The sequence below is a fragment of the Streptomyces sp. NPDC048507 genome (assembly GCF_043199995.1).
GTDB lineage: Bacteria > Actinomycetota > Actinomycetes > Streptomycetales > Streptomycetaceae > Streptomyces.
In genome coordinates this window covers 286724-294212 of the sequence record NZ_JBICWZ010000002.1, presented here as the reverse complement: position 1 = coordinate 294212, position 7489 = coordinate 286724, and the positions used below count along the sequence as shown (strand labels likewise).

Annotated in this window: 7 protein-coding genes; all 7 read left to right on the top strand. The window is 76.6% G+C overall.

Annotated elements, in window-relative coordinates; genetic code table 11:
• The first annotated feature begins 3 nt into the window (after positions 1-3).
• The 7 genes from ACGFXC_RS06435 to ACGFXC_RS06405 all read left to right on the top strand — a co-directional run bounded on the left by ACGFXC_RS06435 (position 4) and on the right by ACGFXC_RS06405 (position 7470).
• A complete protein-coding gene (locus tag ACGFXC_RS06435) occupies positions 4-867 on the top strand; it encodes an alpha/beta fold hydrolase (protein ID WP_393710099.1) in 864 nt (287 codons plus the stop codon).
• Positions 843-2039, top strand: coding sequence for a glycosyltransferase (locus tag ACGFXC_RS06430; RefSeq protein WP_393710097.1), 1197 nt, complete (start codon positions 843-845; stop codon positions 2037-2039). The genes ACGFXC_RS06435 and ACGFXC_RS06430 overlap by 25 nt, the downstream gene beginning before the upstream one ends.
• The gene (locus ACGFXC_RS06425) at positions 2036-3967 is read left to right on the top strand and encodes a methyltransferase domain-containing protein (protein WP_393710096.1); all 1932 of its coding nucleotides are present in this window, start codon (positions 2036-2038) and stop codon (positions 3965-3967) included. The genes ACGFXC_RS06430 and ACGFXC_RS06425 overlap by 4 nt, the downstream gene beginning before the upstream one ends.
• Before the next feature lie 374 nt (positions 3968-4341).
• On the top strand, positions 4342-5232 hold the full coding sequence (locus tag ACGFXC_RS06420; RefSeq protein ID WP_393710094.1) for a galactokinase: 891 nt from the start codon (positions 4342-4344) through the stop codon (positions 5230-5232).
• A 25-nt stretch (positions 5233-5257) separates the two neighbouring features.
• Entirely contained in the window at positions 5258-6526 is a 1269-nt protein-coding gene (locus ACGFXC_RS06415) for an alkaline phosphatase family protein (RefSeq protein WP_393710093.1), read from the top strand.
• A gap of 99 nt (positions 6527-6625) precedes the next feature.
• Complete coding sequence (locus ACGFXC_RS06410; RefSeq protein ID WP_393710091.1) at positions 6626-6820, top strand: CsbD family protein; 195 nt, start codon at positions 6626-6628, stop codon at positions 6818-6820.
• Between the two features lie 218 nt (positions 6821-7038).
• Positions 7039-7470, top strand: coding sequence for a DUF5709 domain-containing protein (locus ACGFXC_RS06405; protein ID WP_393710089.1), 432 nt, complete (start codon positions 7039-7041; stop codon positions 7468-7470).
• The last annotated feature ends 19 nt before the right edge of the window (positions 7471-7489 follow it).

Sequence of the window (7489 nt, the reverse complement as noted above, 5' to 3'; positions counted from 1 at the left end):
GCGATGGCCTTCGTCCCCGTGGACTCCGTCCGCTTCCACGTCCAGCGGCTCCCGGCCACCGCCGGGGCCGCCGCTCCCGACCGGCCCGTGGTGGTGTTCCTGCACGGCCTGGTCGTCGACAACCTGTCCTCGTTCTACTGCCCGCTGGCCCTGCCCGTGGCCCGGGCCGGGCACGAGGCCGTCCTCTACGACCTGCGCGGCCACGGCCGCACCGGGCGGCCGGTCACCGGCTACGACAGCGGCACCGCCGTACGGGACCTCTTCGCCCTGCTCGGGGCGCTCGGCCTCGGGCGGCGCCGGGTGCACCTGGTCGGCAACAGCTACGGCGGCACCCTCGCCGTGCACGCCGCCCTCGCCCGGCCCGACCGCGTCACCGGGCTCACCCTGCTCGAACCCCCGCTCAGCGGCGCCTGGCTGGAGAACATGGTGGACACCCTGTCGGCGGCCGCCCTCAGCCTGGAGGACAGCCCGGTGCCCCAGGAGCTGCTGGGCCTGCGCCTGCGCAAGGCGGCCAACCTCACGGCCATCGCCGACGGCCTGCTCAACCGCACCACGCTCATCGACGACATCGCCGCGGGCCGCACCTTCACCCCGGCCGACTACGCCGCGCTGGCCTGTCCGGTGCTGATCGTCTGCGGCGAGCACTCGGAACTGGTGCCGGGAGCCGCGGAACTGGCCCGTCACGCGCCACGGGTCAGCGCCGTCGAGATCCTGCCGGGGCTGGGCCACGACGTGCTGAAGGAGAGCAGCGGAGCGCTGCGCGCGGCCGTACTGGCCCACGCCGAGCACGTCGCGGGTGCCGGACCCGGGGCGGTCGCCGGGTCCGGGGCAGGGGCCGGGGCGTGGACGGGAGCGCTGGTGCCGTGAAGGTGCTCTTCACCGTGCCGCCGCTCGCGGGGCACGTCAACCCCACCGTCGCGGTCGGGGCCGAACTCGCCGCCCGCGGACACGAGATCGCCTGGACCGGCCCGGCCGGGGCGCTGTCCCGGCTGCTGCCCGGGCACGCCCGGATCCTGCCCGCCGGAGCGGAGGAGGGCGGCGGGTACGCCTCGCTGCACGCCCGCTGGCGCGACCTGCGCGGGGTCGGGGCGCTGCGGTTCCTGTGGGAGGAGGCACTGGTGCCGCTCGCCCGGGCGATGGTGCCCGGCGTGACGGATGCGGTCCGCGCCTTCGGGCCCGACCTGCTGGTCGCCGATCAGCAGGCCCTCGCCGGGCCGGTGGTCGCCCGCCGGCTCGGGGTGCCGTGGGCGACCTCCGCCAGCACCTCGGCCGAACTGACCCGCCCCTTCGCCGGCTTCCCGAAGGTGGGGGAGTGGGTCACCGGGCGGATCGGCGCACTGCTGGCGGAGTTCGACGGCGCCCCGGGAGCGGCGGGCCCGGACTGGGACCCGCGGTTCTCGGACCGGCTGGTCCTGGTCTTCTCCAGCCGCGAACTCGTGGGGGAGTGCCTGGACTTCCCGCCGCACTACGCCTTCGTCGGCCCGGCCTTCGGGGCCCGTCCGCCCGCCCCGGGATTTCCCTGGGCGCGGCTGGACCCGGAGCGGCGGCGGGTGCTCGTCTCGCTGGGCACCCTCAACCAGGAGGCGGGCGGCCGGTTCTACGCCGCGGTCCTGGGGGCCGCCGAACGGCTGGGCGCGGAGGTGCAGTTGATCCTGGTGGCCCCCGCCGGGCTGGTCGGCGGGGTGCCCGGGAACGTGCTGCTGCGGGAGAGCGTGCCGCAGCTCGAACTGCTGCCGCACCTGGACGCCGTGGTCTGCCACGGCGGTCACAACACCGTCTGCGAGGCCCTCGCGCACGGGCTGCCGCTGGTGGTCGCACCGATCCGCGACGACCAGCCGATCGTCGCCCGGCAGGTCGTCGACGCCGGGGCCGGACTGCGGGTGCGCTTCGGCAGGACCCGGGCCGAGGAGCTGCGCGACGTACTGACGGCCGTACTGGACGACCCCGCCCACCGCGCGGGCGCCCGGCGGATCCAGGCCTCATTCGCCGCCGCGGGCGGGGCCGCCGCCGCGGCAGACCGGTTGGAGGAACTCGTATGACGCCACCCCCGCACACCCCCCGGCACACCCCCCAGCACACCCCCCGGCTCCCGCTCGCGCTGCCGCGCGGCCGGTGGACCTCCGCCGTGGCGCTGGCCGCGCTCGGGGTGGGCACCGTACGCGCCGCCCGCCGGCTGCGGTCGATCCCGGTGCTGCCCATGACCGAGTCCCCGGCGACCGGACTGCCGCGCGCCGCCGGATGGCGGCTGCTCACCGCCCACGGCGTCGAGCCCGACGCGGCCACCTTCCTCGCCGCCTGCGCGCACGCCGAACGGGAAGGCCTGCGGGTGCTGGACCTGCTCCCCGTGGACCTGGCCGCCGAACGGGTCCTGGGCCTGCTGCGGCTGGTCGATCCGGCCGGGTACCGCGAGGACCGGCTCGCCGAGGGGCGCGGGGCCGGATTCGCCCTGCTCGTCGCCGACGAGGTGCTCGCGCGGGCCGGGGTCGATCCGGCCGGTCCGCGCCCCGCTCCGGCGGAACTCCTCGCGCTGACCCGCCGTTTGAAGGAGTACGCCGCCGACGCGACGGGACTGGCCATCGCCCCGGCGCTGAGCTGCGGACCGCCGGCCGGTGCGGGCGGGGCGGCACGGGCCGCCGAGCTCCGGGCCCAGGGGCTGCCGCCGGGCGCACTGGCAGCGGCCCAGCTCGCCGGTCTGGCGCTGCTGGCGGGCCTCGCCGTACGCCAGGGCCGGTGGGGCGCCGCCGCGGCGGGCCTGTACTGGATCCAGCCCTGCCTCGCGCTCGGCCGGCCCGGCACCCCGCTGCGCCCCGGGGACCTGGCCCTGGCCACGGCCGCCCGGCCGCTGCGTTCCCTCGGCGCGGCCCTGCGCACCGCCGCCGCGACGGCCCCGGGGCGGGGCGCGCGGGACCCCGGGCCGGGGGGCGGGCACACCGCGGCGGCCCGGGCCGCCGCCTACCGGGCCGACCTGGCCGGCGGGACCGGCCGTTTCTTCGAACCCCGCCGGCCGGACTGCCCCTGGTGCGGCTCCCCGCGGCTGTCCGTCCGGGTCGAGGTGCCCGACCTGCTCCAGGCCAAGCCCGGCCGGTTCACCCTGGAGCGGTGCGGGGACTGCGCGCACGTCTTCCAGAACCCCCGGCTGAGCCCGGCCGGGCTGGAGTTCTACTACCGCGACTTCTACGACGGCCGGGGCGGAGAGGGCGCCGCCACGGTCTTCGGCCGGCTCGGCGCCGCCTACCGGGGCCGGGCGCGGATGCTGCGCCCCCACGCCGACCCCGCGACCTGGCTCGACGTCGGCACCGGGCACGGCCACTTCTGCAACGCGGCGCGTGCCGTGTGGCCGGACACCCGCTTCGACGGCCTCGACATGGGCGAGGGGGTCCGCGAGGCGGAGCGGCGCGGCTGGGTGGAGACGGGCTACCAGGGCCAGTTCCCGGAGTTCGCGGGGAAACTGGCCGGCCAGTACGAGGTCGTCAGCATGTACCACTACCTGGAGCACACCCGTGACCCGCTCGCCGAACTGGACGCGGCGGCCGCCGTGCTCGCCCCCGGCGGGTACCTGGCCATCGAGCTCCCCGACCCGCAGTCGCGCATGGCCCGGCTGCTCGGCCCGGCCTGGCTGCCCTGGTTCCAGCCGCAGCACCAGCACCTGATCCCCGCCGCGAACCTGCGCGCGGCGCTGACCGGCCGGGGCTTCACCGTGATCGCGGAGGAGCACGGGCCGGCCCACCAGGGCAACGACTTCTTCGGCGCCGTCGCCCTGACGGCGACCCGGCTGGCCCCGGACCCGGACCGGCCGTGGGCCGCGCCCGCCACCGCCGGTGCGCGGGTCCGCGCGGGGGCGGTACGGATGGCGGCGCTGCCGTGCTTCGCCGCCGCGGCGGTGCTCGACGGGCTCCGCACGGCCGCGGTCCGCCGCACGGACGGCGGCAACGCCTACCGCCTCCTGGCCCGAAAGGCCCCCCGATGACCCCACCCACCCCCGCCGCCGCAGGCGCCGCCCCCCCGCCCTCCGCGCCCGCAGGTGCCGCGCCCGCGCCCTCGGCGTCGGTGGGTGGCGGGGCCGCTCCTGGGAGTACCGCCTCCGCGCCCTCCGCCCCCGCCCGCTCCTCGTCCGTGGGTGGCGGGCCCGCGCCTGGGGGTACCGCGCCCGCGCCCTCCGCCCCCGCCCGCTCCGCGTTTGGGGGTGCCGTGCCCCCGCACTCCGCGTCCGGGGGCGCCGCCCCCGTGCCTTCCGCGCCCGCAGGCAGTGAGCCCCGGCCCCCCGCGCCATCCGTCCCCGCGCCCTCCGCGACTGCGCGCTCCGCGGACGCGGGTACCGCGTCGGCGGGGTTCGGGGGTGGGGTGGGTGGGCTGGCGCGGCGGGCCACCGCCGATCCCCTGTACCGGCTCGTCGCCTACGCGCTGGAGGCCGCGCACGGCCGGCCGCCCGCCGCCGTCTGGAGTGCCCCGTACGCCTTCCACCTGGGCTCCCCGGCCCTCGTCGCCGCCGCCGACTGGCCGGTGGCGGCCGCGGCGGCCCCGCGCACCGACGGACTGGTGCGGCTCAGCTCCCTCGCGCACCCCGCCGACAGCTGCGACCTGCCGCTGACCCTGACCGGACCGCTCCCCGCCACCCCCGCCTGGGCGGCCCGGCCGTACGCCCTGCTCCGCGCGCTGGCCCGGGCCGGGTACGGGCGCGGCGGGACCGACCTGCACGTCCAGGGCTCCCTGACCCCGGCCGCCGGGCTGGCCACGGCGGAGCCCGCCGACTGCGCGGTGGCCCTCGCGGTGGCCGACGTACACACCCCGGCCGGTGAAGAACCGGACCGCGCGCACCTGGCCCGGCTGCTGGCCGGGGCCCTGCCGGACGGGGACGACGCCCTGCGCCGGGCGGTGCTCTTCGCCCGGGCCGGCAGCGCCCTCCTCCTGGGCCCGGCGCCGGACCCGCGCCACGTCGCCTTCGACCCGCCCGCCTCGGGGTCCCGCCTGGTGCTGCTGGCGGTGCGCGCGGGCCCCGCCGTCCCGGACCCGGCGGCCGACCTGGCGCGCGCCGTCGCCCGCGCCCGCGGGGCCGGCGCCCTCAGTGCCTGGGCGCCCGGACCGCGCCCCGGCCGCAGCGTGCTGGTGCTGCTGCCCGAGGCGCGCCGGGCGACCGTACGGGCGGCGGTCGCGGCGGACTTCCGCGACCGGGGCCGGCCCGTACCCCGCTTCCTGAACATCGCCGTGGCCGGTGCGGCCCGGCGCGAGGAATGACACCACCCACCACCAGGAGGAACCCATGCGCACACCACCCCGTCCGGCCGGACCCGCGCCCGCGAGACGTCGGCCCCGCCGTGCCGGGCGGCCCGCGCTTCTGGTCGCGTCCGCGGCCCTGGGCACGCTCGGCCTGCTGGGCGCCCTCACCGTCGCCAACTCCGAAGCGGCGGAGAGCGGTCCGGCGGCCACCGCCCCCGCCGCCGCGCTCCCCGCGTACGACCACGTGGTCGTCGTCGTGTACGAGAACAAGCAGTACGGCGAGATCATCGGCAGTGCCAACGCCCCGTACGTCAACCAGCTCGCGCGGGGCGGCGCGAGCCTGACGGGCATGAAGGCGCTGACCCACCCGAGCCAGCCGAACTACTTCAACCTCTTCTCCGGCGCCACCCAGGGCATCACCGGGGACGGCTGTTACACCCCGCAGTCGATGACCGCGGCCAACCTCGGCCAGGAACTGATCGCCGCCGGGAAGACGTTCGCGACCTACAACGAGGACCTGCCCGGCGAGGGCTCCACGGCCTGTACGAACGGCCAGTACGCGCAGAAGCACAACCCCTGGTTCGCCTTCAAGAACGTGCCGCTGAACACCGGCAAGACCTGGGCCCAGTTCCCGCAGGGCAACTTCGCGGCCCTGCCGGACCTGTCGTTCGTCGTCCCCAACCAGTGCAACGACATGCACTCCTGCTCCGTCGCCACGGGTGACACCTGGACGAAGAACAGCCTGGACGCCTACGCACAGTGGGCGAAGGCCAACAACAGCCTGCTGGTGCTGACCTGGGACGAGGACAACTACCTCGGCTCGAACCAGATCGCCACCGTCTTCTACGGGGCCGAAGTCAAGACGGGCACGTACGCCACCGCCTTCAGCCACCACCACCTGCTGCGCACCTTCGAGGACCTCTTCGGCACGGCGACACACGCGGGCAACGCCGCCAACGTCCCCCCGATCAGCGAGGTGTTCGCCGCCCCCACGGACCCCACGCCCACGCCCACCCCGACCCCCACCCCGACCCCCACGCCCACCACCGGCGGACTGAAGCTGACCGACCCCGGCCCACAGACCTGCAAGATCAACCAGAACTGCACCATCCAGCTCACCACCACCGGAGGCAGACCCCCCGTCCGCTACACCGCCACCGGACTCCCCTGGGGCCTCACCCTCGACCCCGCCACCGGCCGCATCACCGGCAAACCCTGGGCCACCGGCACCCTCCAGATCACCGCCACCGCCACCGACACCACCCCCACCACCTCCACCACCACCTTCCCCCTCACCCTCAACTGGTTCTGAGCGCGACGGTCGGCACCACCACTCCCCGCCGAGCGGAATGCCCATTTCTCGCCTAGTTTGTCATCCGTTGGATCCTCCCGATTCGTCAAGGAGTTCACGATGGCTGACAAGGGCAAGATGGACCAGGCCAAGGGCAAGGCGAAGGAAGCCGCGGGCAAGATCACCGGCAACGACCGGATGAAGGCCGAGGGCAAGATGGACCAGGCCAAGGGCGAGGCGAAGGAAGCCAGGTCCGACATGGCGGACCGCGCCCGCGGCGTGGCGGACAGCCTCCGCGACAAGAAGAAGAAGTAACCGCGCGCGACCGGCCGGGCCGCCCCCAGCACACGGGGGCCGGCCCGGCCGGTCGCGCTCGCACGCACGGACCGCCGGCCCGCGCCGGCGGCCCGCGACCGGCCCGCCGCCGGCGACCGGACGCCGCCGCATCGCGTGATCCGAGGATTTCGGGGGAGGTGATCCGAGAAGGCGCGGCGCGCACGAGGAGGTGCCGCGACGACGAGAGGACACGACTCATGAGCGCATCCGATGCCCACGGCGACGACGTCTACCAGCCCCAGCCCGAGGACGAGCCGTCGGAGCTGCAGCCGGACATGGACGACAGCATCGGTGAGCTCGACACCGATGGCATCCTCGATCAGGGCTATTCGCCGCCCGACCGGCCCTACGCCAGGGGCGGCGCGGCGAGTCTCGACGACCGCCTCGCCCGCGAGCTGCCCGAGGACGCGTCTCCGGCGGGGGACGGGATCGGGGACCTGGAGGACGGCGAGGGCGAGCCCGTCGACCCGCAGGCGGGCGGTACCCGCGCCGGGCGACTGACCCCGGTCGGCGCCTTTCCGCACGGCAACAGCGTGATCGCGCGCGACGTCGGCATCGACGCCGGAGCGGCCTCCGCCGAGGAGGCGGCCGTACACGTCATCGAGGACGACGAGGACGAGGCCGAGTAACTCCCGGCCCTCGGGCTCC

Excerpts from the sequence above, each read along its gene's own strand:
- ACGFXC_RS06435 (WP_393710099.1), top strand. The coding sequence starts at position 4 with ATGGCCTTCGTCCCCGTGGACTCCGTCCGCTTCCACGTCCAGCGGCTC.
- ACGFXC_RS06425 (WP_393710096.1), top strand. The coding sequence starts at position 2,036 with ATGACGCCACCCCCGCACACCCCCCGGCACACCCCCCAGCACACCCCC.
- ACGFXC_RS06415 (WP_393710093.1), top strand. The coding sequence starts at position 5,258 with ATGCGCACACCACCCCGTCCGGCCGGACCCGCGCCCGCGAGACGTCGG.
- ACGFXC_RS06410 (WP_393710091.1), top strand. The coding sequence starts at position 6,626 with ATGGCTGACAAGGGCAAGATGGACCAGGCCAAGGGCAAGGCGAAGGAA.
- ACGFXC_RS06405 (WP_393710089.1), top strand. The coding sequence starts at position 7,039 with ATGAGCGCATCCGATGCCCACGGCGACGACGTCTACCAGCCCCAGCCC.